This window comes from Bradyrhizobium sp. Kon10 (genome assembly GCF_055807395.1).
This window is the reverse complement of the sequence record NZ_JBVVOZ010000013.1, coordinates 185,238-211,367: the sequence shown is the minus strand read 5'-3', so window position 1 is coordinate 211,367 and position 26,130 is coordinate 185,238. Positions and strand designations below refer to the sequence as shown.

Below are 26,130 nucleotides of genomic sequence, written 5' to 3'. Positions count from 1 at the left end.
GGATTGTCGAGCGCCGAGTTCACCTTCTTGCCAGTCGACAAACGGGACTGGGTGGTGGCGAGCAGGTCGGCGGTGGACTGGAGGGAGAGCAGGTTCTGACGAACCGAGGAGGAGAGAACGATACCGGACATACTGTTACCTTTCTGGTAGCTACGCGTCCTGTCTGACCAAGATCGATCAAACGACGGGCCGCACGGTGCGTCCAAGCCTCTAACAATCCGTGAAATGAAACCGCCGGTTTGTCCGCGTCGCGCCCAAAATGCGCTCCGGCCAACTTTCGAGCCTCGCCCTCGCCCTTACGCAAGATGCTGAAGTTGTTTCTTCTTTTGGCGCGACGGCCGATGTTTACGACCCGTTAACCACATTGGGCAAGGATTGGACCCAAATCGGAGCAGGCAGTTGTCCTTGACGCGACACGCGCACCGCTCGTTACAAAAGGGTTGATGGAGAACAGGCATGGCTCTCAAGGTCGAGCTCAAACCGCACGAACGCATCATTGTCGGCAATTGCGTCATCACCAACACCGACCAGCGCGCCCGCCTGCTGATCGACGGCGAGAACGTGCCGATCCTGCGCGAGCGCGACATCCTCACGCCGGAAACGGCCGATACGCCGGCCAAGCTGGTCTATCTCGCGGTCCAGCTCATGTACATCTCGCCGGATCCGCAGACCCAGCATGGCACCTATTTCAACCTGGTGCGCGACATCGTCACCGCCGTGCCGAGCGCCTGGCCGATCATCTCGGGCATCAACAACCACATCATGAGCGGCGATCTCTACCGGGCCCTGAAGGATGCCCGCAAGCTGATCGCCTATGAAGAGAAGCTGCGCGATCAGTACGAGGCGACGCATCCGAAGGCGGACGTCAGCTCGGCTGCCTGATCCCTGGCAGGTTCCACAATCGGCCCAAACGACCACGGCCCCGGATGAACTCCGGGGCCGTTTTCGTTTCGAGCGACGTCGGTCTCACTGCGCCGCGAGTGGCGGCGCCTCGACTTCGATCAGGCCGCCGTCCGTCCGCCGCGCGCCGAACTCGAGCACGGCTGCCAGCAGCGCGTCGATATCGGTCTCCTCGGTGCGATGATTGACGATCGCGGCGCGGATCGCGAATTTGCCGTCCAGCGTCGTGCCAGACGGCGCGGCGATACCGGACTCCTGAATATCGGCGACGATCTCGCGATTGACCGCATCGTTCGCGCGGTAGCGGAAGCAGACGATGTTGAGATTGACGGGCGCGAGCAATTCCAGCCGGGGTTCTGCGAGCACGCGCGCTTCGAGATATTTCGCCAGCGCGCAGCTCCGCGTGATCACCTGGCCCAGCCGGTCGGTGCCGAAGGTCTTCAGCGTGAACCAGGTCTTCAGCGCGCGGAAGCCGCGCGACAAATCCGGTCCGAGATCGCAGGGCCAGACCGCGCCGGCCGCAAGTCCCCGCGCCTCGCGCTGGAGATAGGCCGCCGGCTGCGCAAAGGCCTGCCGATGCCGTTCGCCGTCGCGCACCAGGAGGAAGCCGGCATCGTAAGGCACCTGCCCCCATTTGTGGAAGTCGAGCGCGATCGAATCCGCAAGCTCGATGCCGGCGAGCAGCGGTGCGAGCTCGGGCGAAAGGATCGCGAGCGCGCCGAAGGCGCCGTCGACGTGAAACCAGATTCCCTCTTCACGGCACAAATCCGCGACCGCCCTGAGATCATCGATCGCGCCGATGTCCACCGTGCCGGCAGATGCCGCGACCAGGAACGGCTTGAAGCCAACCTCACGATCAATCGCGATCTGCGTGCGCAGCGCGGCGACATCGATGCGATGATCGGCATCGACGTCGATCTTGCGCAGCGCGTCGGTGCCGAATCCGGCAATGTCCATCGCCCTGGAGATGCAGCCATGCGCCGCTTTCGACGCATAGGCCGTGAGCAGCGCGCCATCGTTGCCGATGCCGTGCTGTCGCACCAGCGCCCCCAGCGCATTGGTGCGCGCGACCAGCACCGCCATCAGATTGGCCATCGACGTGCCCGTGACGAAGATGCCGCTCGCGCCTTGCGGAAAGACGAACAAGCGCCGCATCCAGTCGACGATCTGGCGCTCGACCTCGATCGGCATGTGATCGCGTCCGCCGAGATTGGCGTTGAGGCCCGCTGCGAGCATCTCCGCGAGCATGCCCACCGCCGTGCCGCCGCCATGCACCCAGCCCATGAAGCCAGGATGGACGTTGCCGGTCGCGTAAGGCGCGACGTGCTCGGAGAATTCACGATAGACCTCGGCCAGATCGGTGGCCTCGTGCGGCACGTCGGCCCGAACCGCCGCGCGAACCTCGTCGGGAATCGGCTGCCAGACCGGCCGCGCGCGGACATTGGCGATGCCATCGATCGTTTCATCCAGCATACGATGGGCGAGCACGCGAAACTCCATCCAGTCCTGCGGGTCGAGCGAGGTGCCGGTGGCGGCTGCTTGCGTGTTGCGGACGATCTCGTTCATGACGCGCTCCCCTCGCCGACTTTCGCATGGCGCGCCAGCATCGCCGTGAACGCGGCGAAGATCTTGCGCATCTGCGGCGGCTTGTACGGAAACACCAAAGGTGAGTCCATGTTGTGCACCACCGCGGTGTTATCAGCCTCGAACACCAGCAGCTCGCCATCCCTGTTCTCGGCGCAATCGACGATGAAATAATCCAGGCCGACGCGCCTGCTCATCTCGTCGAGCGCGCTTTTGTGGCGCGCCGCGAATGCTTGATCGAAGTCGAGCATGAAGACGGCCTCTTCAGCACGCTTCTCCTCGCTGAACGCCATGTAGGCGTTGAGATACCAGATGTCCCAGCGCTCGGCGATCGCCATGTGGCAGGCGTAAGGCTTGCCATCGACCATGGCGAGGCGATATTTGCGGTAGAGCCCGTCGGGGCTCACATAGTCAACGAAGCGCGCGACGAAGAAGTCCCGCTCTTCACGCTCGAGGAGATAGGTAGCGAGCGCCGTCGCATCGTCGAGCTTCGCCAGCCCGACGCCGGCATGCGTGCCGCGCGGCCGCGCGATCATTGGAAAGCGCAGTTCGCTTGCGATGTCCTTGCAAGCGATCCGGCCCGCGGAGAGATCCGCCAGCTGAGCACGCGTGGCGTGAATGGTCGCGGGAATCTCGAGACCTTGAATGCCCATCAGCAGCCGATACAGCTTGTCGCGGTCGAGGTTGCCGATGAGACCCGGGCGATTAAGCAGCGGCCGCGGCCAATACGGCGCGGCCTTCTCGATCAGGGCAAGCGCCTCGCGGCATTCTTCGGAATCGGACGCGACGACGATGGCGACGTCGTGATCGGGCAGCTGCTCGGGCAGACCGACGCGATCGACCACATAGAGCGTCAACAGCTCGATGTCGGACTGCTCGAGCAGAAACTCGATCGGCGTATTGCCGCCCATGTCGATCGCGGCCGCGAGCGCGAGCACGCGCAGGCGCGACTTCTCGACCGCGCAGGGCGAACGAAACAGCCGATGGAAGGTGAGCACCTCGGCCTGGATGGCAAGCCCCGCCTGTTTGTCGCCGAGGAGCTGGACGATCAGCGACAGATCGAGTCCCTCGCCCGCGTGCGCCGCGCCTTCGGAAATCCTGGCAAAGAGATGATCGCGCAACGGGTGCAGATCCACGCCCTCGAAAGCCTGCCGCGTCAACTGCGCAAAGCCGATCCGATCGGCATACTGGGCCTCCGCGGTTGAGATCGGAGATTGAACTGGATGTTGCATTTCAAATCCCGAGGACAGAACTATCCGGCGATATGCGGTCGAGCAGAAATTCGACCTTCACCAGGACGTGGGCGATCCGATCGAGTACCTGATGAAGATTGCGTTGCGCTTGCGATTCGTCCGCCGACCAGGCTTCCGTCACGAGCCGTGCGCCGACGCATAGCCGCAGCGCGGCTTGCGGCGCATGATCGGGCCGATCGAGCCGAACCGGCTGGCCGAGCAGGCAGCGCTGCGCGGCGACCTTCCGGTCTGCCGCGCTGCCGCCAATCTCTTCGTTCATGTCGCGCGCCAGCGCGCGATGCACGGCGCTGGTGTCGGCGATGGAGGCCGGCTTGCCGTTGCGCAGCAGCGTGAATGGAAAGATCGTGGACTGGGCGAATTCCTCGTCATCCACGCCGGCCTTGTCGAACGCGGTCGATACGGCCCCAAGCGACGGCGACAACGCGATCATGCTGTCGATACCGGCAGCAAGCTCGGCAATTGCCTTGGCGCGGAATGCTCCCGGCGCCGCATAATAACCGCCGATGTCCGCGAGCGCCGCCTCCCAGCGCAGCCATTGACCGAAATTCGGCCGGCGCTCGAAGCGCGAGCGCAGCGCCGGCCATGCCATCGGCCAGTCGCTGCGGCCGGCATAGTCGACGAAGCCCGGCGCGATCTCACCAACGCGGTCAAGCGACCGCGACAATCCTTTTGGCACCAGCAGCGCGCCGCTGAACGCCGGGCCGCCGAAAAACTTCGAGCCGGTGATCAGCACCATGTCGCCGCGGTCGAGATAGGCGCGCAGCCTCCGCCGCCCGAGTCGCGCCTGGCAGGCGTCGACCACGATTTGGACCTTGCGGGGCCAGCGCCGCGCGATCTCGTCGAGGCAGGCGGCACTCGGCGCGCGCCATCCCAGTTTTGACGAATCCATGATCTGGAGCAGCACGGGCGCGCCCTGCGCGATCGCGGTTTCGACCGCGCGCAACACCGCGGCATCCGCATCTGGACGCATTCCGATGTCGGACGCGGCATCGAGCAGCGGTACCGCGATGCTTTCGCCCGCGAGGCCCGCAACTGCGCTGTCCTTGCGCACCGCGAAGCCGCTCGCCGTCATCGTGCCGAAATGGCGGCCGCGCGCGGTATGCGCGGTGCCGTTTTCGGTCTGGTCGGCACCGACCACGATCGTCACCGGCAGCGCACCGAGTGCGGCGCGCGCCAGAAACAGCGCGTGAAGCTGGGAGTCGGTGCCGGACGGCGAGAAGACGATCTCGACGCGCGGCGGAAGCTGGAGGTGGCCGCGCAATTCGTCACGCATATCCTCGCAGCGCCTGTCGAAGGCAATTTCGACCTCGTCGAACAAGGATTTGTGGACCAACTCCTCGCGCGCCAGCGCGGCGCGATCATAGGCAGCCTGCGAGATCGGCGATGCGGTCGACGAGGCGAAATTCCAGAGATCCGGCGCGGGCGACGGCGCGCAGCCATAGGCGTTGACGCGATGTTTCGGGTCGAGCGCGAGCCGCTGGTCTCCGCCGGACACCAGCAGCGTATCCAGCGGTGTGAAGAGATCGCGCAGGCGGTAGCGCGAGCCGCCGTCGGACGCTCGCTCGGTGTCTGACAAACGGGATGCGCCGGCGCTCATCCCGAAAGGCTCACGCCGCATCGGCTGCAACCGCGGCTGCCGGCGCGAATTGCGAGGTGATGTCGCCGTGGAACACCGAAGGGCCGACATGGTCGAGCGAACTCTGGATATCGGCCCAGATCTCGCCGCCGATGTCGGTCCAGCGCTTGCAGAAGGCGAAGTCTTCCGACAGGTAGGTGCCCGTGGCCGGATCGATCATGCATTCGAACAATGCGAACCGATTCTGGCTCGTCGCCAGCGTGTCATGCGAATGCTCGCGGAAGAACTGCAAGCCCGCATAGTTCGGATGGCGGCACATCGCCTCCAGCGCCTGGCGGCGGATCATCAGGAAGCCGGTGCCGGCGTAGCGCACGCGGGTGAAGCCGTTGACCACCACGATGCGGTCGGGGTCCTCGATCTCGAGCACGTAATCGAGCGAGGCCGCCGGTACGTCGGCTCGGCCGGACTGGATCGCCCGCTTCGCCTTGTCCCAGTTGACCCGCTTGATCGGATAGCACCCGGCGACGACATCAGCCCCGGATTCGATCAGCCGAAACACCTGCTCGGGCTTGAACCCGATATCGGCATCGATGAACAGGAAATGCGTGGCCTTGGGATCGTCCAGGAACAGTGTGACCAGATTGGCCCTTGCGCGCGTGATCAGCGCATCGCCGTCCCGCAAGTGCACCTTGAGCTCGAGATTGGACATGCCGTGCACGGCGCGCTGGAGCGCGAAGATCGAGCTCGCGTAAATGCTCGACACCTGCCCGCCGAAACACGGCGTGGCCACCACCAGTTGCACCTTGTCCGACATCGACGGCTCCGCCCCCGTTCAAATCCTCACCAAGAGGTAAACAGGCATGGTTAACGGCGCCTTAATGCGCCCTTACAGGTACTTGACGAGCGAGAGCTGCGCGAGATTGGAGGTAGTCTGGTAGGACGCCTGGAGCGCGTTCTGGAGCGACAGGATTTCGCTCGCGACCTGGTCGGGAGAAGCCGATTCCGCCTGATCGATGATGGTCTGAAGCTGCGCCTTGGCCTGGGTCTGGCGCGTGGTCGCGTCCTTCATCGTGTTCTGGGCCATCGCGATATCGGTCTGGATGTCCTCGACGCGCTGTTGCCCGGGCTGCGGCGTCAGCGCCTGAGTGGTGCGCAGGCTCAGCGCCGTCACCTGGGCGCCGGAATATTGCCCGGTCGGCGACGTCGAGAACGTGCCGTACACGGCAATCGCCTGCAACTGGCGGCGGATCGCAGCCTCGTCGGCCTGCGCGCCATATTGCACCGTGACGGAATCGTCGACCCGTGCCACAGCCGTCGAGCGCGCCGACCCGGGCCCGTCATTGCCGGTGTACCATTTCACGGTATTGGCCGAACCGTTCACCAGTGTCGTCGCCGAGCTCGCGGGGGAGCTGCTCGTATCGACGCGCAGCGGGGCCTTTGCCGCCGTGACCGGGGATGACGTGAAGCCGAGCTTCGCGAACGCCGCGCTGTTCGAGCTCGAAACGTTGAGGCTCCCGGGATCGTCAGTGTTGATAGTGATCACGCCGCCATGGATGGTCGAGGGCTTCGAAGTCCCTGTGATCTGATCGATCTTGCCGAGCAAGGTCTGAATACTGTCGTTGACATTCAGCTGATTGCCGGTGGCGCCCGAATTAACGAAGGTGAGCTTGGTGCCGTTGACCGTGATGGTATCGTTGGCAGCAAAGCCCGGCGAAATCGAATCGGAGGGATTGGTGCCGAACAACATTGTCGCTCCGGTGGCCGGAGCCGGCGTGGCCGCCTGATTCACGGCAGCCACGCTCCCGGTGGCAGAGCCCACGGTATTGAAAAAATTGTCGCCCGCCGTGACTGCGGACGCAGCCACCAGCGAGGTGCCGGCGAGCTTCTTGATTGCCATGTTCAGCGCGGTGTTGAAGTTCGTCGCGGTGGTGACCGGGTTCGGGAGAATCGGCGGAATGGCACTGGGATTACCGATGTCTATCGCAAAACTGCCGGCCGGCACCGGCGACGCCGTCGTCCCGGTCAGATTGATCTGCTCGGTCGAGCCGTCCGGCAACGAGAACTGGACACTGAACTTGTCGCCATTGTTGGGAGGCGTAGCGCCAAAGCCGACCGAGAAAGCGACCGGCGAGCCGCTCGGGCCGGTGGCCGTGGCGTTGGCCAGCGTCGAGGAGACCGCGGAGATCTTCAGCCCGAATGGCGATGTCGCGCTGTCTTCCGCCACCTGCACGGAAGTCGTGGTCGGCTGCGTCTGCAACAGCCGCCCCATGCCGTTGGCGCCGAGGTCGGCGGCCTGGCGCTCCGCCATGACGGTCTTGAATCCCGCCTGAGTCGTGGTGCCGTTGATGATGTCGCCGGCATCGGCGACGGACTGCGTGCCGACCGCGGTTCCGGAGAACAGATAGCGGTTGCCGGCTTGGGTGTTGAGAACGCCGACCATCGAGCCGAACTGGGCGGCGGCGGTGTTCTGCGCCACCGTTTGGCCGTTGACGTTGAGATCCTGCGAGGAGGTGGCCGAACCCGTCTGCACGGTGTTGCGGATCGTCGTCAGCGACTGCAGCGCCGTATTGGCGAGGTTGATGTTGACGTTCACGTTGGTCATCGTGTCGGTATAGGCGGCGATGTTCGATAATTGCGAGCGCGACGCGATCGCAAAGCCTTCGTTGGTGCCCATACCCGAATAGTTCTGCGACAGCTTGCCGGTCGAGAGCTGCGTCGAGAGGTCGGTGAGCTGCTGATTGACGTTGCGGATCTGCGCGCCGAGGACCGACGAACCGTAATTGATGCTGCTGATGGACATGTTGCGGCGCCCTTACACTTGATAAGCGTGGTTACCCTTGAGCCTGGAGCAGCGTGGTCATCATGCTTTGCACCACCGACATGAGATGGGCGTTGGCTGCGTAGGCGTTCTGAAGCTGGATCAGGTTCGACATCTCCGAGTCCAGGTTGACGCTGGAGGTCGAGTTGAACTTGGCCTGGAGCGTCGAGACCACGACGCTCTGGCCCTGCTGGAGCTGGGTCGCCTGGGTCGATGCGTTGCTCTGGACGCTCAGGAACTGCTGGAGGAAGTTCGAGACGCTGCCGCTGAACGGCTGACTCGCCGAGCCGAGGCCGGACTGCGGCGAATAGGAAAACACCGTCGAGGTGAGCTGCGAGTAGAGGAAGTCAGAGCGCGTGGTGTCGCCTGCCGGGGTCACCGGCGAGGTGCTGTAGACCGACAGCCGGGTCGGATCGTTGGTGAGCTGCGTGTTCACGGCGATGCGGCCGGCAAGGCCGGTCATCTGCGAACCCGATGCCGTGATCGCGCCGGTATAGAGCGCCTGACCACCATCGGTGAACAGCGGCAGTTGCGGACTGCCCGAGGTGAGCGACGAGATCGTCTTGGTGATCGTGGACGAGTTGACCTTCGCGAGGCCGGTACCGTCGTCCGTGACCTGCAAGCTTGTGGCAGTCGCAGGCAGCGGCGCCGCGGAGAAAGTCAGGTGCGTGCCGGCAAGCGCGTTGTTGAGGGACGCCGCAATCGCGGCCATGCCACCCGAAAAATTGACCCCGACCTGCACGGGGTTGGCGTTGGTGGCGTTCTGAATCGGCAGCGCCGCCGGGTCGGTCACATTGACCAGCGTGATCTGGCGCTGCGTGTTGGTCGTCGTGTCGGTGTAGGTGATGTTGGCTGTATTGCCCGGTGCGACGCCGGCGAGATCGATTTGGAAACCCGCGGGTGGACCTGCGATCGCGCCGCCGGCCGTGGTTTTGTCGGAGAGCGCGCTCGACATCGTCGCGGCGAGCTGATCGACCTGGGTTTGTGCCTGCACCAGCGTCTGGTCGCGCAACTTCAGATCCGCCGCGATCTGGCCGGAGGACACCACGTTGTTGGCGACGACGTCGACCTGAGCGCCGTTCGGAAGCTTGATGTTGAACGCGCCGACGCCGGACTTGGCCGGATCGGAATTGTAGAGCGAGGTCGCCGTGAGTGCACCGGCGGAAGCGAATGTGAATTGCGAGGCGAGCCCCGCGCCGACTAGCTGGATGCCCGTGATGGTATAGACGTTGGCCTGGTTCGATCCATCGGTGGTGACGCGAACGTCGACAAATTTCGACAGCGAGTTGATGGCCTGGTCGCGCTGATCCATCAGTGTTGCCGCGGACGGATCACTCGAAGACAGTCCCTGGAGCTTGGTGTTGATGTCGGCGATCGTGTTCATCGCCGCGTTGGCCTGCTGTGCCGAGGTGTTGAGATCCTGCTCGACGTTGGAGCGCAGCGACTGGATGCCCTTGGTGGTGACGTTGAGCTGTGTCGCCAGTGCCTGTGCCGCACCGAGCGCAACCGTCTGCGCCGACGACGAGCCCGCGCTGGTCGACAACGCCTGGAGCGAGCTGGTGAAATTGTTCAGCGCTGTTTCGAGCGTGCCGCTGTTTCCGGGCGTGCCATAGACATTCTGAAGCTGCTTCAGGATGTTGGCCATCTGGTCGGCATAGCCGCTGCCGCCGGTCTCGGTGCGGAGCTGGTTCTGCACGAAGGAGTCGAGCTCCCGGCTGACCCCGGTCGTGACCACCGTGGATCCGAAATCACCCGTGGTGACCTCGATCTGGTTTGGCGTCTGGGCGACATAACCCGGCGTCTGCGAATTCGCGACGTTCGACGAGACGATCGACAGCGCCGCCTGGTTGGCACGCAGACCGCTCATCGCACTGGCAAGGGCTGAACTCAAACCCATGGGGACTTGCCGCCTTTGGTTACGTTACGCGCCAATCAGCGCAACACGTTCAGGAGATCCTGGACCATCGAATTTGCGGTCGTGATCACCTTGGTATTGGCCGAATAGGCCTGCTGGGTCACAATCAGCTTGGTGAATTCGTCGGCGATGTCGGTATTGGATCCCTCCAGCGACGAACCGCTGATGGTGCCCGAAGCGCCCGCGATCGCCGGACCCGACTGGTCGGTCACCGCATAGGCGCCGCCATCGAGCGCCTTCAGGTAATTGGTGCCGTTGAAGTGCGACAGCGACACCTGCGCGAGATCGAGGTTCTGGCCGTTGGAGAAGGTGCCGACCACGATGCCGTTATTGTTGACGGCGACCGAGCGGAGCTGACCGGCGGCGTAGCCGTTCTGCGTGATGGTGTTGATGGTGACCGCACCGCTGGTGCTCGCATATTGCGTCAGGCCGCCCGACGAGATGTTGAAGGCGACCGAGCCGAGCGATTGCCCGCTGACGCTGACATTAGGGATTGTGATGCCCGAGCCGCTCGGCGAGCTCAGCGAGCCATCGCTGGCAAAGGTGAAGGCCTGGCCGGCATTGACCCAGGCGGTCTGCGCGCCGGTCGCGTTCGGGTCGGTTTGATAAAACAGGTTCCAGGTGTCGGCGTGCCCCCCACCAGCCAGCGAGGCACTGTCGGTCTTGGCCCATCGAAGTTGCAGATTTACCGGCGTGCCGGAGGCATTGTAAGCGGTCACGGCGCCGCCGCTGATCGATTCTTTGGTGAAGGTGGCAACTTCGGCGCCGGTCACAGTGCCTTGGCCAGTGCCACCGCCGCCGCCGCGGTTCTTGGAGATGGCTGCCGTGAAGCCAAGTGCGGCGAACGCCGCATTGGCGGTGGCCGAGCCAGACACTGATACTGTCAGGTCATTGATCTTGCCCGTGTTCAGTGTAATCACCCCGCTGGGGCTGATCGAGGATCCGTTCGCACCGCTAAGTACGTCGATCTTGCCCAGCAGGGTGTTGATGTCATCGGTGACGTTGATCTGGTTCTGCCCGGCGGCACCCGACGCCATGAAGAGCAGTGGTTTGCCGTCGACCGTAATCGTATCGCCCGCCTGAAAGCCCGTTGAGAGGACTTCCGGACCGCCGGCGGTCGCAGCACCGCTCAGCAACGTTGTGCCCGTGATCGCAGGATTGGACAGAACATTGCCGCCGCGCGTCACAGTGCTGAGGCCCAGCGTGGTTGCGGCCTGGCTGCTGAGGACTGGCACATCGGTGGTGGTGCCGGTTGCGATCTGGATATTTCCACTGGCCGTCATAGTCACGTTGCCGGCGGGGATGCCGGCGGCTGACGCTATCGCACTCAGGACGTCTGACACCTTCGCGCCCGTGCCTGCGCCGAGGCCGATCGTGGAGCTTGTGCCAAGCGAGATGACGGTGGTGTTGTTGAATTGTATGGTGTTGCCGTTAACCGTCAGCGTCTGACCAATGAGCGAGCTGAGGTCAAGATGGGGGATCGTTCCGGTATCGAGGGACGTGCCACTGTTGGCTGAGGCCAACGCGCTGTCCTGAAACGCAACAGTCCCCACCGCGGTGGTCGACGTATAGACTGACCGCAAGTTACCGGTAGCAGCCGAGCCGGGGACCGCCACGCTCACATAGGGCGCGGGGGGCGTGCCAAATATCAACGGGTTGTTTTTGAAGTCGGATGGATTCAGTCCACCGGCCGCGAGCAACGAACCACTCGCCCCCGTCGAGCTCGCCGGCGTGTTCGGCTGGGTCGGCAGATTCGCTGCATACTGGATGGACGACGTCGCCTGCGCTGGGACGAAATTGTTCTGGAATTGCAGCACCGTCGGCACGTTACCGGTTGGGTTGCCGGTCTTCGGGTCGACCGCGACGCCCATCAGATAATAGCCGGCGCCGTTGACGAGATTACCGTTGGCGTTGACCTGGAAGTCGCCGCGGCGGCTGTAATAGGCGACGCCGTCGAACACGGGCACGTTGTCGACGACGCCGGTCGCCTTCTGCACCGAGAAGAAGCCGTCGCCGGTAATCGCCATGTTGGTGGCGACGCTGGAGGCCGAGATCGTGCCTTGCGTGGTGATGGTCGCCTGCGCATGCGCGGTGACCCCGCCGGCCACCTGCTTGCTCGGCACGGAGGCGTCGGGAATAAGATCCTGGAAGCTGGTCCCGATGCCCTTGTAAGCGGTTGTGGATGAGTTCGCGATGTTACCGGAAATGTTCTGAAGCGCGTAGGACTGCGCCTGCAGGCCACCCACCGAGGTGTTCATTGCATCGAAGATACCCATAACTTTGTCTCCAGATCCGATCTCGGCGGCCGGCAGACCAATGGCCGCATTCGGAGGAGACTTCGCAAGGGCTATGCCAATGCGGGGAGTTCAATCAAATCAACAGCTTAAATGCAAAGGCCCCGGTCTGATGACCGGGGCACAATTGCCGGGCCGGCAACAATTGCCGGATCCAATCGCGTTTTCGAGCGAAGTCGCTAGCGGTTAGCGTGAAGACAACGCGCCAATTAAAAGAGCTTACGTCGCCGAGGCCGTGGCCGGGTGGAAAACCAATCCGAAACCGTCGATGCAGTAGCGCAGCCCAGTCGGCTTCGGACCGTCGTCGAAGACGTGGCCGAGATGGCCGCCGCAGCGGCGGCAATGCACCTCGGTGCGGAGCATGCCGAACGTGCGATCCTCGGTCTTGCCGACATTGCCCTCGATCGGCTGGTAGAAGCTCGGCCACCCCGTGCCGCTCTCGAACTTGGTGTCCGAGGCAAACAGCGGCAGGTCGCAGCCTGCACAGGCGAACACGCCCTTGCGATGCTCCTTCAGCAGGGGGCTGGAGCCCGGCCGCTCGGTGCCCTCCTTGCGCAGGATCTCATATTGCTGCGGCGTGAGCTGGGCGCGCCACTCGGCGTCGGTCTTCTCGATCTCGAACTTCTCGGCGCCCTTCTCGCCAGCCAGAGCCGGAGTGCCTCTCAGCCAGCGAAAGGCTGAGAGGCCAAACAGGCCGGCGACAGTCGTCAAAAGGATGCGGCGGTCAAACATCTCATTCTCCGTGCGCAGGAAATCCACGCCCTGAGATACGGGCTCTAGCCGTGGACGTTACACGTCCAGGCGGGATTTTTCTCAACTTATTGCGAGACGCCCTGGTCTTGCGAGACGGGTTCCTCGCCCTCACCCGTCCGCCGCGCTGGCCGCAGCCGCGGCCGAACCCCGGGCGGCGGACGCCGCGGCCCGGTGCCGGCAGCCCGGTTGGCTTCGGCCAGCCGCGCCTCGCGTTCCCTGTCCTTGACCCGTGCCCGCTCGCGGTAACGGGCGAGCGAGCCCGCGGCGGCGGAACTCGCCCTGCCCCAGAGTCCGACCAGCTGGCCCGCAACCCGTCCAGTCGCTCCGCCCGCCCAGACCAGCTCGAATGGCGAGAACAGCCGCCAGCGCTCGTCGCCCGCCAGGATGCTGCGTGCGATCAGCTGCCCGGCCATGGCGGACGTGTTCATGCCCTGGCGGCCGAACCCGCTCGCCACCCACAGGCCTTTGCGCAATTGGCCGATCTGCGGCATGCCGTGCACGGTCTGGCCGGTGGCGCCGCCGAAGGTATCGGTGATCTCGACACTGCCAAGCTGGGGGAAGATCGTGCGGATTCTGCGCTTGACGCTACCTGCAAACCGCTGCGGCCGTGCCGCCCAGGTCGTCTCCGGGCTTTGCCACATCAGCCGGTCACCATCGACGATACGGAAATGGTCGATGCCGTCGGAATCCATCACCGATCCCTTGAAGGCGATGATCTCGTTGACGCGCTCACCGAGCGGCGCGGTGATTCCGGCATAGCGCCAGACCGGCAGCAGCGTCTGCGACAGCCGCTTCAGCGGCGCGCCGAGATGGATGTTGCCGGCGAGCACGATGTGGGTCGCACGCAGCCGGGCCGAGGGCGTGACGATGCGCTTGCGGATGCCGGAATAATCGATGCTGACGACTGGCGTGTCCTCGAAGATGCGCGCACCGGCCCGCCGGGCCAGCGCCGCGAGGCCGTGCACATATTTGCGGCCATCGAGCTGGAATGCCTTGGGATAATAGACGCCGTGGAAGTAATGATCGGTCTTGAGCACCGTGCGGACACGATCGGCCTGCCAGCCCTCGACCTCGGTGTCGAAATCCTCATTGAGCATCTGCAACCGGCTGATCAGCCGGTCGCCGGCATCGACGTTGGATACTTCCAGCACGCCATTGCTCGGGCCGATGCCCGGCATGTTCTCTTCCGTGGCGTTGGCGCGGACGAACTCGGCGCCCTCCTTCGACAGGGTCCATAATTCACGCGCGTGCTCGAACCCGATGCGCTCGATCAGATCGGTGAGCGGCAGCGCAAAGCCCGGCATCACCGTGCCGAGCTGGTTGCCGGAGGCGTTCCAGCCGATATGCCGGCCCTCGAGCACGGCGACGCTGGCCCCGAGCCGGGCCGCCTGCAGGGCGATAGACAGCCCGGCCAGCCCGGCCCCGATCACGCAGATGTCGGCGTCGAGATCGAACGACAGCCGGGTGCGGTCTCGAAAGCCGGCTTCTTCCTGGGACACGCTTGTGAAAGTCTCGCTCATGTCGTTTCTTCTTAGAGGACCGTGCAGGCCCTTGTCACCTTGCCCTCAACCGGCGCCTGTAGATTATTCTGGACGCGTAACGATTCGAGAATGCCATGCGCCGTTTGATGCTGCTGCGTCACGCCAAGACCGAGACTGACGCGCCAAGCGGCCGCGACCAGGACCGGCGGCTCGACGAGCGTGGCCAGAGGGATGCCGCAGAGATCGGCGACTGGATCGCCGGTCATCCACCGGTCCCCGAAACCGTGCTGGTGTCGCACGCCGTCCGCGCCCGGCAGACCTGGGACATCGCCTGGGAGGCGATGAAGGACCGCGTCGCCGCGCCGCAGGTCGAGATCCTGCCGGAACTCTACGGGGCCGACCCCGCGCAGATCCTGAAAGCCATTCGCACTGCAACCATCCCGGCCAATCCCCGGCAATTGCTGCTGGTTGGCCACAATCCCGGCATGCATGAGGCGGCGCTGATGCTGATCGGCAGCGGCGATCCGGCCGGCGCGAAGGCGCTCGCCGACAACCTGCCCACGGCGGGGCTTGCGATCTTCGACTTTGACGTGAAGGATTGGGGTGACGTGGCCTACCGCCGCGGCAAACTGGTGCTGTTCGTCAGCCCCAAGCTGCTTCGACTGGGATGATCGCGCGACGTGCCGGCAAGACGTCCTGATTGGAAGATTTGGAGGCGCAGATGTTCAAGTCCATCCTCGTGCCCATCGACCTCGCCGACACTGATCTCGCCAAACCGGCGATCGCGACCGCGGCAACGCTGTCCGAGACCTGGAGCGGCACGGTGCGCCTGCTCAATGTACTGCCGATGACGCCGGTGATGCTGGCCGAATACGTGCCTGCGGATTTCGACGAGCAGCAGCGCCAGACCTCGGAAGAGGCGCTCGCCATCGTCGCACGTGAATCCGGCATCGACGCCGCGCGGATTTCCAGCGTGGTGCGCCAGGGCGGCATCTATCACGAGATCCTCGAGGAGGCCGTTCACATGAAGGCCGATCTGATCGTGATGACCTCGCACCGGCCGGCGATGCGCACCTATTTCCTCGGCTCCAACGCAGGGCATGTGGTGCGTTACGCCAAGTGCTCGGTGCTGGTGGTCAGGCACTGAGCGCAACAGCATTCTCCACCGTAGCCCGGATGGAGCGAAGCGCAGTCTGGGACCGGCGAATCTGTCGGCGAGAATCCCGGATTACGCTTCGCTCCATCCGGGCTACAGAACCAGCGGACAGGCACTCAAACTCGGAGCAATATGGTGAAGCACTGGTGGCGGAGATGGACCTACGAGGTCCCGCTTGCGATCGGCGATGCGCTATGGGAGGTGCTGGTCGTGCAACTCGCCGCGTTGCTGGACAGGCTGACGGTGCGGAAGGTCATTGCCTTCATCCCCGTCGTCATCCTTATCGCGGCCTACTATCACAGCATTCCGATTCCACCGGAGCTGATACTGGTCGGCGATTTCCTCGCCTATATCGATATTTTCTCGGTGCTGTTCCTGCTCGGCGTACTCAGTCGCATCACGACGATCCTGTTCGTCGTCAAGCAGGCGTCGGAGCGGATCGCCTCTCTCGCCGGCAGCCTCGTTGGACGCATGCAGCGGCGCGATGCCCGGCATCGGCGCCAGCGCGGGGCTCCAGCGAGACCTCGCCACTCCGATCAGTCCGAGGACGATCGAGCTTATGGCAGCATGTGCGGCCAGGCCGCGCTGGCCTGATCCTGCCCGCACATCTGTTGAGAGGTCATCGCGCCTGGACCTGTCAGGCGCGATGCGCGTGGAAGTCGCTTACAGATACCGCGTCAGTTCGGCTTTGAACTGCCCGTAGACCGCGTCCTCGATCTGGCTGCGCGTGATCCCGATGTCGCGCAAGGCGCGGTCGTCGAGCTCGTTCAGCGTCTTGATCGCCGAGCGCTGATCGAGGCGGTCGAACAGCGCATAGGCGACGTTGGCGAAGGTGCGAAAAAATCCGCCCGACGAGGATGGGCGTAAACTCCGCCCCGAAGTTTGCGAGATCGTGGTCATTGTTCTTCTCCGGCCTTCTGTCCACGCGGCGAAGGGAATGCCGTTGGCGCACGCGCTGTGAGCGCCTGCACCTCATTTGCCGTCGGATTGCTCTCGCTCCCCTCGGCTCAATCGCGGACCTTGATGGAACTTAAATGCTCCAGTACACTACTCGGAGCAAGTGAAACATTGCTCTCGGTGCAATAATGTCCAAGTTCGAGTACGTGAAGCTTGCCGATGCCATTGCCTCGGATATCTCTAACGGTACGTTAAGGGCCGGCGACCGGCTGCCGCCGCAGCGTAATTTTGCCTATGATCGTGGCATTGCGGTCTCGACCGCGAGCCGGGTCTATACGGAGTTGCTCCGCCGCGGCCTCGTGGTCGGCGAGGTCGGCCGCGGCACCTTCATCTCAGGCGACATCAGGCGCGAAGTCGAAGCCGTGAGCGAGCCGCGCGATGCGCGCATCAATTTCGAGGTCAATTACCCGCTGCTGCCACAGCAATGGGCGATGATCGCCAAGAGCCTCGCCGGGCTCGAGCGCGTCGACGCGCTCGAATCCGCGTTGCGCGTCTCGATCAGCACCGGCACCAAGAGCGCGCGCAATGCCGCCGCCGCCTATCTCGCACGCAGGGATTTCACACCGCAGGCCGAGCAGATCGTCTTCACCGCCAATGGCAAGCAATCGCTTGCGGCCGCGCTCGTCGCCCTCGTTCCCACCGGCGGCCGCTGCGGCGTGGAGGCGCTGACCTACCCCTACATCAAGAGCATCGCCGCGCGGCTCGGCGTGACGCTCGTTCCAATCCCGATGGACGAATACGGCGTGCGGCCCGACGCGATCCAGAAGGCGCACCGCGAGGCGCATCTGTCGGCGCTGTATCTCCAGCCCATCATCCAGAACCCGCTCGGCGTCACCATGAACGCGACACGACGCGCCGACATCATGCGTGTCGCCGAAAAGCTCGATCTCACCATCATCGAGGACGCCGTCTACGGTTTCCTCGCCGACGACACCCCGCTGGCCGCGCTCGGGCCTGATCGGTGCATCGTGATCGACAGCCTGTCCAAGAAGGTCGCACCGGGCATTGCGCTCGGCATCCTGGTCGCGCCGCCGCGTCTGCGCGAGAGCGTGATGAGCGCAGTGCGGACCGGCGGCTGGATCGCCTCGGGCCACGCGATCGCGTCCGGGCAGCGACTGATGGCCGACGGGACCGTCGCCGAACTGACGCGGCTGAAACGCATCGATGCCGCGCGGCGCCAGCAGACTGCGGCAAGGCTGCTCGCCGGCTACCAGCTCTCGGCCGATCCGCGCTCCTATCATCTCTGGCTGACGCTGCCGACGCATTGGCGCTCGCAGACTTTTGTTGCCGCCGCAGCCCGTCGCGGCATCGCGCTGACGCCGTCCTCCACTTTTGCAATCGCGCATGGTCATGCGCCGAACGCGGTCCGCCTCGCGCTCGCCCCGCCCTCGCTCGAGCAGTTCGATTCCGGCCTGCGCACGATCGTGTCGCTGCTCGGCACCAAGGAAGAGGATTTCGACTCGACGGAGTAGGAAGATGTGTCGATCAGCGCCCCGGCCACTCCGCGATAAAGCCCCTCGCCTTGTACGACTCGATCTTGTCCCATTCGTGCAGGATTCGCCGACGAAATTCGGGGTCCGTGTGCCAGCGCTCGCGCGGTGTCGCGAAGCTGTCGACGGTGAGCAGCATCTTCTCGACCTCCGGCCAGTGCCGATGCAGCGTCATCGGATAACGTCGCGCGGTCCAGGTGTTGCCGAGGCAGATCACGCTGCGGACATTTTGCAATCCCAGCGCGGCATCGATGATTGGCAGCGAGAAGATCACGTTCTCGCCGGTGTTCATCGCGCGATGTTCCTCGAGAATGCGGTCCGCGGGAACACCTGCGGCAACCATCGCCGCCTTGATGATGGTGCATTCGGATTGCTCCGAGCCCGGGGTCACGCCGCCACTGACAATCGACCAGCGGAAATAGCCCGCGCGCCACAGCCCCAGCGCGGTGTCGACGCGCAGCGCAACGTCCTCGCGGGTGCCGAACAAGAACAACAGGTCGGCCGGCCGGAGCGGCGTGTCGATCAAATGCGTCCGGTTGATCCTGGTTATCTCATCCGCCGTAGGCAGGCGAGTACTGCGATCGAGGAGGGACATGGCAGCACGATGCGATATCCGCGCAGGCGCGCGAAGTCACGTTTGATTGCGACCGATTGCACCTAAGGCAACAAGGACCTCGGCACGCGCTCGAAGCTGTAGCTCTGCGGCCGGTTGCGCCGCACGAACCCGCCGACCTGCCAGGCAAACAGGGCGGCAAATCCGATGATGAACAGCACGCCGGCGAACTCGCCGATCATCAGTGCGCGGATCAACAGTCCCGTCATCGCCACCGCCAGCACCGCCAGGAATGCGAGCACGGCCGCATAGGTTTTGCGGCCAAGGCCCGCGGTCAACTCGGCGCGGCTGCCGGCCGTCGCCATCCGCGCGTGCAGCTCGACAAGGAAATCGCGAAACCCGCTGTCCTGCGGCGCCATCAGCGCCGCGGTCTGCCAGCTCGTCGACAGGATCGCGATGCGGCCACCGCCCGCACGGCTGACATCGGCGCGAAACCGGTGCTGCTGCATCGAGACGGGGCGGAACGACAGCCGGATCGCACTGATCTCGTCGTAGCGCCACACGCCCGAACGGCCGGCGATATGCCAGGACAGGCCCTCATCGGTCAACTCGAAGCGATGCGCCGAGCCGATCAGCGACGCCTTATAGGCGTAGCTGGTGGCTGGAGCGGCCTCAGCTTCCGAATCCTGCATTTCGATCATCAATCCCGTGCGCGCCAATCCCGTTCTCGATCGGCTTGCGCAATCGCCCTCGCCCATCCTACAAGCGAGGGATGGCCGAGACGACCTTTTTTCCGCGCCGCCTGATTCTCGGCGCCGCCGTCATCGCCGGCGTGCTGCTCGCGCTCGCGGTGCACATGCTGGGCGCACGCTATGGGCTCGACCTGGGCGGTCTGTGGCGATCCGATACACACGAGCTCATGCCGACCGGCGCGGCGATCGCCTGGTGGCTGATCGCAACGGTCGGCTTCACCGGCGGCTACTTCACGGCGACATTGATGCAGAGCGCCGTCTCCGGGCAGATTCCGCAGCGAATGCGGCAGTTCCTGATCGCGGTCGGCGTGCTCCTGCTCGCAGGCGCAGGACAAGCGGCCTCGGCGCCAAGCCCGATCCCGACCATCTCCGGCGTGCTCGCCGGCCTTGCCGCGCTGTGCCTTGGTGCGGTGATGGCATTCTGCGGCGCGCATTTCGCGCTGCGGCGGGGCTAGATCGTCATAGGCCAAAGCGCGCAGTCGCGGGCGTTCCAGCATAAACACCACTTCGGAAGCTGGCCGTGGCATGCTGAACAGAAAGCCTTGGACCTGGGTGCAGCCTTCCCGCCGCAGAAGTTCGAGCTGCGCGTCGGTCTCAACACCCTCCGCCGTCGTGACGATGCCGAGGCTTCGGCCGAGACCGGTTACGGCGCGGATGATCGCCATGGAATCCTGACGGGTCGCAAGCTCGGATACGAACGAGCGGTCGATCTTGATCTTATCGAACGGGAAGCTGCGCAGATAGCTCAGCGACGAATAGCCTGTCCCGAAATCGTCGAGCGAGATCCGCACGCCCATACCGCGCAGCTCATGCAGGGTGGTCAGCGTCGCCTCGCTGTTCTGAAGCAATACGGATTCCGTGATCTCGAGCTCGAGACGGCGCGCCGCGAGGCCCGATCCCTCCAATGCCTCGGTCACGATTGCGATCAGGTTCGGACTCTTGAACTGAACCGGCGACAGGTTGACGGCGACATCGACATCGTCCGGCCAGGTTGCCGCATCCGCGCAGGCGTTGCGCAGCACGAATTCGCCAAGCTGAACGATAAGGCCGGTCTCCTCCGCCAGCGGAATGAAATTGATGGGCGAGATCAGCCCGCGTTGCGGATGATTCCAGCGCAATAGCGCCTCGAAAACGACAACGCGATCGCTCGCGACATCGCGGATCGGTTGATAGTAGACTTGGAACTCGTCGCACCGCAGCGCCGCGCGCATATCCATTTCCAACAGGCGTCGCGCCTGCGCCCGCGCATCCATGCCGGTCTCGAAGAACCGATAGGTACCGCGGCCGTCCGCCTTAGCGCGGTACAGCGCGAGGTCGGCGTTCTTCAACAGTTCGTCCGGATTGCTGGCATCCTGCGGCGACAGTGAAATGCCGATCGAGACGCCGATCACGATGTGATGGTCGTCGATCTCGTAGGGGGCGGAGATCGCTTCAACAAGTCGGCCAGCAAGAGCTCCCGCGGCAGCTTCCTCAGAGCGGCCGATCTGGACCACGGCGAACTCGTCACCGCCGAGCCGCGCCACGGTGTCGTGCTCTCCGACGGTGGCCGTCAGCCTGGCGCCGACTTCCTTCAGCAGTGCATCGCCCATCGGATGTCCGAGGGAGTCGTTGATGTCCTTGAAACGATCGAGATCGAGGCAGAGCACCGCGAGCTGGTCGTTCGAACCCGCCCGGCGCAGTCCCTGCTCGAGCTCCTCGTGAAACAGCACGCGATTCGGCAGATTGGTCAGCGCGTCATGGCGAGCCATGTGCGAGATCTTCGCCTGCGCCTCCAGCCACTCGGTGATGTCCTCGAAGGTTGCGACCCAACCGCCGCCCTGCATCGGCTGGTTGACGACGCGGATCGAGCAGCCGAACCGCTCCACGACGTCGGTCGTGGTGCGTCCATCGCGCGCGTCCGCCACGAGCCGCGCGAAGAACTGATCGGGATCACCTGTCCACTGACCGTTCGCCTGCTCCTCCCTCAACACGTCCACGAGCGGGCGGCCAGTGAGCTGCATCTGCGAGCGGCGGAACATCGACGCATAGCGCTCATTGAACAGGATGATCTTGCCTTCCGCGTCGAACATGCACAGCCCCTGCGACATGTTCTGTAGCGCGGTGTCGAGCACGATCTGCTGGCGTCCCAATTCACCCTTGGCCCGGCGGTCGAGCAGCGCCGCAACCAGCGCGATCGCAATGATCGCGACTGCGGCGCTGGCGGTCAGAAACGACATCGAGGCCGGCGGGATCGACCGCCCGCTAATTGCGAGCGACGGGTCCGGAGTCAGCAGCACGGCGCCCATCGCGGTGAAATGATGCGTGACGATGGCGATCGTCAGAAGGCCAGTCGCGGTAAGTGCATGGACGCGGTCATCGCGTCGCGCAGCGACGAATAGAGCGAGCGCCCCAAAGACAACGCCAAACAGCACCGAAGCGATGACTGTGCCTTCGACCCAGTTCACGCGTGCCGAAATCTCCAGCGCCGCCATGCCGGTGTAATGCATCGCAGCGACGCCGCCGCCTACAATGGCACCGCCGAGCAGCACCCATGACGCCCGCAAGGACGACACTGCGATGCTCAGTCCCACGAAGGTGACGGAGATCGCGAAGATCAAAGAGAGGACGGTCACAGGAATGTTGTAGGCACCAGAGTTGCCCGGCCCATAGGCGAGCATCGCGATGAAGTGCGTCGCCCAGATGCCGCAGCCGCTGACGACGGCATCCAAGGAGATCCAGACCAGCCGCCCCGGTCCCTGCGTCGCACGCGCCCTGTGAAACAGGCTGATTGCCGCCGCGCTGGCCAGCAGGCACACTGCGCCTCCGAGCACGACCAGGCGCCAGTCATGCTGATCGGTGAGACAGTAGAGAACTTGATACATTGCCGGCCCCTGTTCCACCCGCACTAAAACCGGCAGAGGTGGACAGTCGGTAACCAGCTATGCGGCGGTTCTGGGTATGGTGAACAGAGCATTTGTGACGTTATTCATATTGCTCAACCTTCGTGTTCATCTCCGGTTCGCGCACCGAACCCGATCACCGCAGCGGCCAGCAGCAGCACGGCGGCCGAAATCGCCAGCGAGAGATGCAGGCCCTGCATGAACGCGCCTTGGCTCCCGATCAGAGATCCGAACAGCGCAACGCCGAGCACGCTGCCGGTTTGGCGCGTCGCGTTCAATACGCCGGCGGCGATGCCCGAGCGCGCCTTCTCGACGCTGCCGAGCAAAGTCGAGGTCAAGGGCGGCACCAGCAAACCCAGTCCGCCGCTGATCGCGATCATCTGCGCGCAGATCGTCCAATAGCTGGTTCCGGCCCCGATCCAGAGCAAGCCGAGGCAACCGAGCGCCGACACGCAGGCGCCGACCACGATGGTCGGGCACGCCCCGATACGCTCGGCCAGGCGCGGCGCCAGCAGGTTGATCGGCAGCACCGCGCCCATCATCGGCACGAAGGCGAGCCCGGTCCACCATGCCGACAGGCCGTTGATCCTCTGGAAGTACAGGCTGAGCACGAAGATCAGGCCGTAGATCGCGACATTGACCAGAAGCCCGACGATGGTGGTGAGGGTAAACAGCCGGTGGCCGAACAGCGACAAGGGCAGCATCGGCTGGGCCGTGCGGTTTTCCCGCCAGACGAACAGCGCGGCCAGCACGGCAGACGCCACCAAGCCCGAGAGCACGAGCGGATGCCGCCAGCCAAGCGCGCCCCCCTCGATGATCGCGCCCGCGAGCGCCCCAAGCGCGCCGATCGCAGCGAGCTGGCCGGGCAGATCGATCTCCCGCGAGGGCGCGCGCGTCGTCTCGCTCGCATAACGCCAGCTCAACCACAGCCCGGCCAGGCCGATCGGAAGATTGACCAGAAAGATCGCGCGCCACCCGACTAGGGTGATCAGGGCGCCGCCGACGAACGGACCCGCGGTCAGCGCCAAGCTAGCGCCCGCGGCCCAGACCGCGACGGCGCGGCCGCGCTCACGGTCGTCCGCATAGGCATGGTTCAGCAGCGCCAGCGAGTTCGGCACCAGGATCGCCGCGGCCAGGCCCTGGACCAACCGCGCGCTGACCAGCACGACGGCATTGGGCGACAATGCACAGCCGAGCGATGCCGCCGTGAAGATGGCGAAGCCCGCCATGAAGACGCGCTTGGCGCCGATGCGGTCGCCGAGCGCGCCCGCCGTCAGGATGAAGGCGGCAAACGCGATGGTGTAGGCGCTGACCACCCATTGCAGCTCCGCGACACCGCCGCCGAGCGTCTTGCCCATCGCATCGAGCGCAGTGTTGACGATGGTGACGTCGAGTTGCACCACGCCATAACCGAGGCTCATGGCAGTTAGCATCAGCGCGGGCGCAGCTTGCGTACTCCGCGCGTTCCACGCTTTCGGAAAGGATTGCATCTGAAAAGATTCTGCCGGCATGATCCACCTCATGTTCGCGGGTGAACGCTGCCATTAGGCTTCCGTTGCGTTCCATGCTTCGGTTCTGATCGAAGCGTCGCCGCAGAGCATCGCATCCTGCAGCTGAAAGCATCGAAGGCTCTCGCTCTGCGCGACGTGCAAGCCGCGTCCGCGCGTCGGGCATGGGAACGGCAAGAGATTGCTTCGGGTTGAGCCTCACATCTTCCCTTCAGGGTCGCGAAGTCATGGCAAGAGTTGGCAACAATTCGGTTCCGTCGGCCGCACCATCGGAGTTCGGCAAGACTGCAACCATCGTTTCCGTCGCCAGCATGATCGGCGCGCTGTTCGCCGGCAGTACGGTCGCAACCCCACTCTACGTCATCTACAAGCAACAGCTGGGCTTCTCCCAGATCACGTTGACGCTGATTTATGCCGTCTACGTCGTCGGAAACCTGACCGCGCTCCTGATATTCGGCCGGATGTCCGATCAGGTCGGGCGGCGGCGCACCGCGGTCATTGCCATCGGCATCGCCATCGTGGGCGCCCTCGTGTTCCTGTTCGCACACGGAATCGCTTCGCTCTACGTCGCCCGGGTGCTGAGCGGTCTTGCGATCGGGCTCGGCGCCGGAACCGGCACCGCCTGGCTTGCCGAACTGATCGCCGAACGGGACCGCTCCCGCGCCACCGTGATCGCAACGATCGCGAACTTCACCGGCCTTGGTCTTGGCGCATTGATCGCCGGCCTGCTTGCCGAATATGTCGCGCTTCCGCTGCGAATACCGTTCATCGCCTATCTCGCCGTGCTGGTCGTCGTCGCGATCCTTGTTGCCTTCGCTCGCGAGACGGTGAATCGTCCCCTCACCTCCTTCGCACAAGTGTCGGTGCGGCCGCGCGCCGGCGTTCCGTCGCCGATCCGGTCCAGGTTCGTAGCGCCTGCGGTCACCGGCTTCGGCGCCATGGCCCTCGTTGCCTTTTTCGCCGCGCTCGCGCCGAGCGTGCTCGCCAACGAGCTGCATGTCACCAGCCACGCGGTCGCCGGCATGATCTTCCTCGAGCTTGCCGCCGCCGTTGCTCTCGTCATTGCCCTGACGCGCTCGGTATCGAGCCGCGCCGCGATGCTATGGTCGCTCGGCCTGATGTTGCCGAGCCTTGCCCTGCTGGTGACCGCACAGCTCGCGGGATCGCTCGGCGTCATGATCGTGGCGACCGCGAGCTGCGGTGTGGCGGCGGGTCTCGGCTATCGCGGCAGCCTGCAGGTGGTGAACCAGATCGCACCGGATGACCGTCGTGCCGAAGTCGTGTCGGCCTATTTCATCTGCTGCTTTCTCGGCAACGCGCTTCCAGTGATCGGTATCGGTATCCTCTCGACCCTGATCAGCTCGACCGTAGCCAGCCTGGTCTTCGCCACGACGATTGCGGTCTTTGCGGCGGTTGCGCTGGTGTTCGGGCTGAAATACCGATCTGGCTAGACGGAGCCGACAAGAAAAAAGAGACGCCGCGCGGATACGCGGCGCCTCCAGACACAGAGGGTAGCTTGCGCCGTCAACTCGCGGCGCGCAAATTGACCTTGCTCTCGGCGATGCTGGTGAGCTTTTTATCCGTCGCCTTCTCTTCCTCGAGCGTCTTGGCAAGCACGCTGGCGCAATCGTTGCGGCCGAGCTGCTTGGCCCAGGCGATCAGGCTTCCGTAGCGCACGATCTCGTAATGTTCGGCCGCTTGCGCCGCGTTGATCAGGGCGGCGTCGAGCACCGCCTTGTCGGCGACTTCCCCGGCGGTCTCGTTGGCTTCCTCGATGATGCCGTCGATCGCCGGGCAATCGACCGCCTTCACCTCCGCGCCGTGCATCTTGAACACTTCCTCGAGACGCTTGACGTGCTGCCGGGTCTCCTCGAGATGCGTCAAAAAGCCCTGCTTCAACTGCGGATCAGTGGCCTTGTCCGCCATTTTCGGCAGCGCCTTGGTGAGTTGCTGCTCGGCGTAATAGATGTCCTGCAGCTGATGCACGAACAGGTCGTTCATGGTCTTGATGTCTTTTGTGAACAGTCCCATCGTTCCAAATCCTCGCAGGTTTTGGGAACACGGCGGCGCCGGCTCGCACGAGAGCCGCATTTCGCCGTGTTCGGTTGCTGATCTCGGCTAACCTGCGGGCGCGGCCGCCGTTCCACAAAAGACTTGCTTTCCAGAAAAACTCCGCATGTTTGCGCCGGAACAAGGCTTGCGGCTTCAGGATCTGAAACCATCTCAAAACACGGACGCGCGATCCAGGCCGGGGCCTCGAC

General features: G+C 64.3%; 21 protein-coding genes and 1 pseudogene. 7 read left to right on the top strand and 15 right to left on the bottom strand.

Features of this window, described 5'->3' with window-relative positions:
• The first annotated feature begins 456 nt into the window (after positions 1-456).
• Entirely contained in the window at positions 457-882 is a 426-nt protein-coding gene (gene flbT, locus AC0L2O_RS20020; RefSeq protein WP_473370907.1) for a flagellar biosynthesis repressor FlbT, read from the top strand.
• A gap of 84 nt (positions 883-966) precedes the next feature.
• Here flbT and AC0L2O_RS20015 read toward each other — a convergent pair whose 3' ends face one another.
• The 9 genes from AC0L2O_RS20015 to AC0L2O_RS19975 form a co-directional block, all read right to left on the bottom strand.
• Positions 967-2,466, bottom strand: a complete 1,500-nt coding sequence (locus tag AC0L2O_RS20015; protein WP_473370906.1) for a pyridoxal phosphate-dependent decarboxylase family protein — start codon at positions 2,464-2,466, stop codon at positions 967-969.
• Positions 2,463-3,716: an ATP-grasp domain-containing protein gene (locus AC0L2O_RS20010; RefSeq protein ID WP_473370905.1), complete on the bottom strand. Its 1,254-nt coding sequence runs from the start codon at positions 3,714-3,716 to the stop codon at positions 2,463-2,465. The genes AC0L2O_RS20015 and AC0L2O_RS20010 overlap by 4 nt, the downstream gene beginning before the upstream one ends.
• Position 3,717: 1 nt before the next feature.
• Positions 3,718-5,355 carry a hypothetical protein gene (locus tag AC0L2O_RS20005; RefSeq protein WP_473370904.1) on the bottom strand — a complete coding sequence of 546 codons (1,638 nt, stop codon included), beginning with the start codon at positions 5,353-5,355 and terminating at the stop codon, positions 3,718-3,720.
• Entirely contained in the window at positions 5,345-6,127 is a 783-nt protein-coding gene (locus AC0L2O_RS20000; protein WP_473370903.1) for a hypothetical protein, read from the bottom strand. The genes AC0L2O_RS20005 and AC0L2O_RS20000 overlap by 11 nt, the downstream gene beginning before the upstream one ends.
• Before the next feature lie 72 nt (positions 6,128-6,199).
• Entirely contained in the window at positions 6,200-8,113 is a 1,914-nt protein-coding gene (locus AC0L2O_RS19995) for a flagellar protein (RefSeq protein WP_473370902.1), read from the bottom strand.
• Between the two features lie 31 nt (positions 8,114-8,144).
• Positions 8,145-10,028, bottom strand: coding sequence for a flagellar hook-associated protein FlgK (flgK, locus tag AC0L2O_RS19990; RefSeq protein ID WP_473370901.1), 1,884 nt, complete (start codon positions 10,026-10,028; stop codon positions 8,145-8,147).
• A 35-nt stretch (positions 10,029-10,063) separates the two neighbouring features.
• Positions 10,064-12,322 (bottom strand): flagellar hook-basal body complex protein, encoded by a 2,259-nt coding sequence (locus AC0L2O_RS19985; protein WP_473370900.1) that lies wholly within the window; start codon positions 12,320-12,322, stop codon positions 10,064-10,066.
• Positions 12,323-12,559: 237 nt separating this feature from the next.
• On the bottom strand, positions 12,560-13,072 hold the full coding sequence (msrB, locus tag AC0L2O_RS19980; protein WP_473370899.1) for a peptide-methionine (R)-S-oxide reductase MsrB: 513 nt from the start codon (positions 13,070-13,072) through the stop codon (positions 12,560-12,562).
• Between the two features lie 86 nt (positions 13,073-13,158).
• Positions 13,159-14,613: an NAD(P)/FAD-dependent oxidoreductase gene (locus AC0L2O_RS19975; protein ID WP_473370898.1), complete on the bottom strand. Its 1,455-nt coding sequence runs from the start codon at positions 14,611-14,613 to the stop codon at positions 13,159-13,161.
• Between the two features lie 95 nt (positions 14,614-14,708).
• On the opposite strand from AC0L2O_RS19975, the gene AC0L2O_RS19970 reads away from it, so the two are divergent.
• The 3 genes from AC0L2O_RS19970 to AC0L2O_RS19960 all read left to right on the top strand — a co-directional run bounded on the left by AC0L2O_RS19970 (position 14,709) and on the right by AC0L2O_RS19960 (position 16,324).
• Positions 14,709-15,245 (top strand): SixA phosphatase family protein, encoded by a 537-nt coding sequence (locus tag AC0L2O_RS19970; protein ID WP_473370897.1) that lies wholly within the window; start codon positions 14,709-14,711, stop codon positions 15,243-15,245.
• Positions 15,246-15,295: 50 nt separating this feature from the next.
• Positions 15,296-15,721, top strand: coding sequence for a universal stress protein (locus AC0L2O_RS19965; RefSeq protein ID WP_369722643.1), 426 nt, complete (start codon positions 15,296-15,298; stop codon positions 15,719-15,721).
• Positions 15,722-15,862: 141 nt separating this feature from the next.
• Positions 15,863-16,324 carry a hypothetical protein gene (locus AC0L2O_RS19960; protein WP_473370896.1) on the top strand — a complete coding sequence of 154 codons (462 nt, stop codon included), beginning with the start codon at positions 15,863-15,865 and terminating at the stop codon, positions 16,322-16,324.
• Between the two features lie 69 nt (positions 16,325-16,393).
• Here the strand turns inward: AC0L2O_RS19960 and AC0L2O_RS19955 are convergent, their stop codons facing one another.
• Entirely contained in the window at positions 16,394-16,630 is a 237-nt protein-coding gene (locus AC0L2O_RS19955; RefSeq protein ID WP_369722641.1) for a DUF1127 domain-containing protein, read from the bottom strand.
• Between the two features lie 185 nt (positions 16,631-16,815).
• Here AC0L2O_RS19955 and AC0L2O_RS19950 point away from each other — a divergent pair, with 185 nt between their 5' ends.
• Positions 16,816-18,159, top strand: a complete 1,344-nt coding sequence (locus tag AC0L2O_RS19950; RefSeq protein WP_473370895.1) for an aminotransferase-like domain-containing protein — start codon at positions 16,816-16,818, stop codon at positions 18,157-18,159.
• A 13-nt stretch (positions 18,160-18,172) separates the two neighbouring features.
• On the opposite strand, the gene AC0L2O_RS19945 is transcribed toward AC0L2O_RS19950, so the two are convergent.
• Both AC0L2O_RS19945 and AC0L2O_RS19940 read right to left on the bottom strand, forming a co-directional pair.
• The gene (locus AC0L2O_RS19945) at positions 18,173-18,772 is read right to left on the bottom strand and encodes a YdcF family protein (RefSeq protein WP_473370894.1); all 600 of its coding nucleotides are present in this window, start codon (positions 18,770-18,772) and stop codon (positions 18,173-18,175) included.
• A 62-nt stretch (positions 18,773-18,834) separates the two neighbouring features.
• Positions 18,835-19,422, bottom strand: a complete 588-nt coding sequence (locus AC0L2O_RS19940; RefSeq protein ID WP_473370893.1) for a hypothetical protein — start codon at positions 19,420-19,422, stop codon at positions 18,835-18,837.
• Between the two features lie 80 nt (positions 19,423-19,502).
• Here AC0L2O_RS19940 and AC0L2O_RS19935 point away from each other — a divergent pair, with 80 nt between their 5' ends.
• Complete coding sequence (locus AC0L2O_RS19935; protein WP_473370914.1) at positions 19,503-19,937, top strand: hypothetical protein; 435 nt, start codon at positions 19,503-19,505, stop codon at positions 19,935-19,937.
• A 9-nt stretch (positions 19,938-19,946) separates the two neighbouring features.
• On the opposite strand, the pseudogene AC0L2O_RS19930 reads toward AC0L2O_RS19935, so the two are convergent.
• Positions 19,947-22,343: pseudogene (locus AC0L2O_RS19930) on the bottom strand (bifunctional diguanylate cyclase/phosphodiesterase); the annotation flags it as partial.
• Positions 22,344-22,456: 113 nt separating this feature from the next.
• Positions 22,457-23,851: an MFS transporter gene (locus AC0L2O_RS19925; RefSeq protein ID WP_473370913.1), complete on the bottom strand. Its 1,395-nt coding sequence runs from the start codon at positions 23,849-23,851 to the stop codon at positions 22,457-22,459.
• Between the two features lie 245 nt (positions 23,852-24,096).
• Between AC0L2O_RS19925 and AC0L2O_RS19920 the strand changes: the two genes are divergently transcribed.
• Positions 24,097-25,320 (top strand): MFS transporter, encoded by a 1,224-nt coding sequence (locus AC0L2O_RS19920; RefSeq protein ID WP_473370892.1) that lies wholly within the window; start codon positions 24,097-24,099, stop codon positions 25,318-25,320.
• A gap of 73 nt (positions 25,321-25,393) precedes the next feature.
• Here the strand turns inward: AC0L2O_RS19920 and AC0L2O_RS19915 are convergent, their stop codons facing one another.
• Entirely contained in the window at positions 25,394-25,900 is a 507-nt protein-coding gene (locus AC0L2O_RS19915) for a YciE/YciF ferroxidase family protein (protein WP_473370891.1), read from the bottom strand.
• Between the last annotated feature and the right edge of the window lie 230 nt (positions 25,901-26,130).

What these genes read in the sequence shown, in the direction of transcription:
- flbT (WP_473370907.1), top strand. Translation starts at nt 457, where the DNA reads ATGGCTCTCAAGGTCGAGCTCAAACCGCACGAACGCATCATTGTCGGC.
- AC0L2O_RS19935 (WP_473370914.1), top strand. Translation starts at nt 19,503, where the DNA reads ATGGCCGAGACGACCTTTTTTCCGCGCCGCCTGATTCTCGGCGCCGCC.
- AC0L2O_RS19965 (WP_369722643.1), top strand. Translation starts at nt 15,296, where the DNA reads ATGTTCAAGTCCATCCTCGTGCCCATCGACCTCGCCGACACTGATCTC.
- AC0L2O_RS20015 (WP_473370906.1), bottom strand. Translation starts at nt 2,466, where the DNA reads ATGAACGAGATCGTCCGCAACACGCAAGCAGCCGCCACCGGCACCTCG.
- AC0L2O_RS19950 (WP_473370895.1), top strand. Translation starts at nt 16,816, where the DNA reads ATGTCCAAGTTCGAGTACGTGAAGCTTGCCGATGCCATTGCCTCGGAT.
- AC0L2O_RS19995 (WP_473370902.1), bottom strand. Translation starts at nt 8,113, where the DNA reads ATGTCCATCAGCAGCATCAATTACGGTTCGTCGGTCCTCGGCGCGCAG.
- AC0L2O_RS19985 (WP_473370900.1), bottom strand. Translation starts at nt 12,322, where the DNA reads ATGGGTATCTTCGATGCAATGAACACCTCGGTGGGTGGCCTGCAGGCG.
- AC0L2O_RS19970 (WP_473370897.1), top strand. Translation starts at nt 14,709, where the DNA reads ATGCGCCGTTTGATGCTGCTGCGTCACGCCAAGACCGAGACTGACGCG.
- AC0L2O_RS19960 (WP_473370896.1), top strand. Translation starts at nt 15,863, where the DNA reads ATGGTGAAGCACTGGTGGCGGAGATGGACCTACGAGGTCCCGCTTGCG.
- AC0L2O_RS19920 (WP_473370892.1), top strand. Translation starts at nt 24,097, where the DNA reads ATGGCAAGAGTTGGCAACAATTCGGTTCCGTCGGCCGCACCATCGGAG.
- AC0L2O_RS19955 (WP_369722641.1), bottom strand. Translation starts at nt 16,630, where the DNA reads ATGACCACGATCTCGCAAACTTCGGGGCGGAGTTTACGCCCATCCTCG.
- AC0L2O_RS19945 (WP_473370894.1), bottom strand. Translation starts at nt 18,772, where the DNA reads ATGTCCCTCCTCGATCGCAGTACTCGCCTGCCTACGGCGGATGAGATA.
- AC0L2O_RS19925 (WP_473370913.1), bottom strand. Translation starts at nt 23,851, where the DNA reads ATGCAATCCTTTCCGAAAGCGTGGAACGCGCGGAGTACGCAAGCTGCG.
- AC0L2O_RS20005 (WP_473370904.1), bottom strand. Translation starts at nt 5,355, where the DNA reads ATGCGGCGTGAGCCTTTCGGGATGAGCGCCGGCGCATCCCGTTTGTCA.
- AC0L2O_RS19940 (WP_473370893.1), bottom strand. Translation starts at nt 19,422, where the DNA reads ATGCAGGATTCGGAAGCTGAGGCCGCTCCAGCCACCAGCTACGCCTAT.
- AC0L2O_RS20000 (WP_473370903.1), bottom strand. Translation starts at nt 6,127, where the DNA reads ATGTCGGACAAGGTGCAACTGGTGGTGGCCACGCCGTGTTTCGGCGGG.
- AC0L2O_RS20010 (WP_473370905.1), bottom strand. Translation starts at nt 3,716, where the DNA reads ATGCAACATCCAGTTCAATCTCCGATCTCAACCGCGGAGGCCCAGTAT.
- flgK (WP_473370901.1), bottom strand. Translation starts at nt 10,028, where the DNA reads ATGGGTTTGAGTTCAGCCCTTGCCAGTGCGATGAGCGGTCTGCGTGCC.
- AC0L2O_RS19975 (WP_473370898.1), bottom strand. Translation starts at nt 14,613, where the DNA reads ATGAGCGAGACTTTCACAAGCGTGTCCCAGGAAGAAGCCGGCTTTCGA.
- AC0L2O_RS19915 (WP_473370891.1), bottom strand. Translation starts at nt 25,900, where the DNA reads ATGGGACTGTTCACAAAAGACATCAAGACCATGAACGACCTGTTCGTG.
- msrB (WP_473370899.1), bottom strand. Translation starts at nt 13,072, where the DNA reads ATGTTTGACCGCCGCATCCTTTTGACGACTGTCGCCGGCCTGTTTGGC.